Raw genomic sequence first — 2,671 nt, forward strand, 5'->3', positions numbered from 1 at the left:
GTACGTCGTGACTGCGTGCCTTTTGAAGAATGAGCCTGCGAGTTTGCGGTGTGTTGCGAGGTTAACCCGTGTGGGGAAGCCGTAGCGAAAGCGAGTCCGAATAGGGCGTTTCAGTAGCACGCTCAAGACCCGAAGCGGAGTGATCTAGCCATGGGCAGGTTGAAGCGGAGGTAAGACTTCGTGGAGGACCGAACCCACCAGGGTTGAAAACCTGGGGGATGACCTGTGGTTAGGGGTGAAAGGCCAATCAAACTCCGTGATAGCTGGTTCTCCCCGAAATGCATTTAGGTGCAGCGTCGTGTGTTTCTTGCCGGAGGTAGAGCACTGGATAGGCGATGGGCCCTACCGGGTTACTGACCTTAGCCAAACTCCGAATGCCGGTAAGTGAGAGCACGGCAGTGAGACTGTGGGGGATAAGCTCCATGGTCGAGAGGGAAACAGCCCAGAGCATCGACTAAGGCCCCTAAGCGTACGCTAAGTGGGAAAGGATGTGGAGTCGCAGAGACAACCAGGAGGTTGGCTTAGAAGCAGCCACCCTTGAAAGAGTGCGTAATAGCTCACTGGTCAAGTGATTCCGCGCCGACAATGTAGCGGGGCTCAAGCGTACCGCCGAAGTCGTGTCATTCGTATATTAATCCCCAACGGGAGTACGGATGGGTAGGGGAGCGTCGTGTGCCGGGTGAAGCAGCCGCGGAAGCGAGTTGTGGACGGTTCACGAGTGAGAATGCAGGCATGAGTAGCGATACACACGTGAGAAACGTGTGCGCCGATTGACTAAGGGTTCCTGGGTCAAGCTGATCTGCCCAGGGTAAGTCGGGACCTAAGGCGAGGCCGACAGGCGTAGTCGATGGACAACCGGTTGATATTCCGGTACCCGCTTTGAAACGCCCAATACTGAATCAGGCGATGCTAAGTCCGTGAAGCCGGCCCGATCTCTTCGGAGTTGAGGGTAGTGGTGGAGCCGATGAACCAGACTTGTAGTAGGTAAGCGATGGGGTGACGCAGGAAGGTAGTCCAGCCCGGGCGGTGGTTGTCCCGGGGTAAGGGTGTAGGACGCACGGTAGGCAAATCCGTCGTGCATATAGTCTGAGACCTGATGCCGAGCCGATTGTGGTGAAGTGGATGATCCTATGCTGTCGAGAAAAGCCTCTAGCGAGTTTCATGGCGGCCCGTACCCTAAACCGACTCAGGTGGTCAGGTAGAGAATACCGAGGCGTTCGGGTGAACTATGGTTAAGGAACTCGGCAAAATGCCCCCGTAACTTCGGGAGAAGGGGGGCCATTCCTGGTGATTGGATTTGCTCCATGAGCTGGGGGTGGCCGCAGAGACCAGCGAGAAGCGACTGTTTACTAAAAACACAGGTCCGTGCGAAGCCGTAAGGCGATGTATACGGACTGACGCCTGCCCGGTGCTGGAACGTTAAGGGGACCGGTTAGCTGACTTTCGGGTCGGCGAAGCTGAGAACTTAAGCGCCAGTAAACGGCGGTGGTAACTATAACCATCCTAAGGTAGCGAAATTCCTTGTCGGGTAAGTTCCGACCTGCACGAATGGCGTAACGACTTCTCGACTGTCTCAACCATAGGCCCGGTGAAATTGCACTACGAGTAAAGATGCTCGTTTCGCGCAGCAGGACGGAAAGACCCCGGGACCTTTACTACAGTTTGATATTGGTGTTCGGTTCGGCTTGTGTAGGATAGGTGGGAGACTTTGAAGCGGCCACGCCAGTGGTTGTGGAGTCGTCGTTGAAATACCACTCTGGTCGTGCTGGATGTCTAACCTGGGTCCGTGATCCGGATCAGGGACAGTGTCTGATGGGTAGTTTAACTGGGGCGGTTGCCTCCTAAAGAGTAACGGAGGCGCCCAAAGGTTCCCTCAGCCTGGTTGGCAATCAGGTGTTGAGTGTAAGTGCACAAGGGAGCTTGACTGTGAGACCGACGGGTCGAGCAGGGACGAAAGTCGGGACTAGTGATCCGGCAGTGGCTTGTGGAAGCGCTGTCGCTCAACGGATAAAAGGTACCCCGGGGATAACAGGCTGATCTTCCCCAAGAGTCCATATCGACGGGATGGTTTGGCACCTCGATGTCGGCTCGTCGCATCCTGGGGCTGGAGTCGGTCCCAAGGGTTGGGCTGTTCGCCCATTAAAGCGGTACGCGAGCTGGGTTTAGAACGTCGTGAGACAGTTCGGTCCCTATCCGCTGTGCGCGTAGGAATATTGAGAAGGGCTGTCCCTAGTACGAGAGGACCGGGACGGACGAACCTCTGGTGTGCCAGTTGTTCTGCCAAGGGCATGGCTGGTTGGCTACGTTCGGAAAGGATAACCGCTGAAAGCATCTAAGCGGGAAGCCTGCTTCGAGATGAGTATTCCCACCAACTTGATTGGTTAAGGCTCCCAGTAGACGACTGGGTTGATAGGCCAGATGTGGAAGCCTGGTAACGGGTGGAGCTGACTGGTACTAATAGGCCGAGGGCTTGTCCTCAGTTGCTCGCGTCCACTGTGTTAGTTCTGAAATAACGAACGGCCGTGTTGTTCCGGTGTTGTTTATTTCATAGTGTTTCGGTGGTCATTGCGTTAGGGAAACGCCCGGTTACATTCCGAACCCGGAAGCTAAGCCTTTCAGCGCCGATGGTACTGCAGGGGGGACCCTGTGGGAGAGTAGGACGCCGCCGAAC

2 rRNA genes (1 of these 2 only partly in view) are annotated in these 2,671 nt (G+C 55.8%); both read left to right on the forward strand.

What is annotated here, in order from left to right:
- Positions 1 to 2,478, forward strand: a 23S ribosomal RNA gene (locus ACWCPY_RS42940) (it extends 151 nt beyond the left edge of the window).
- Between the two features lie 76 nt (positions 2,479 to 2,554).
- Positions 2,555 to 2,671, forward strand: a 5S ribosomal RNA gene (rrf, locus tag ACWCPY_RS42945).

It is taken from the genome of Streptomyces sp. NPDC002403 (genome assembly GCF_053593015.1).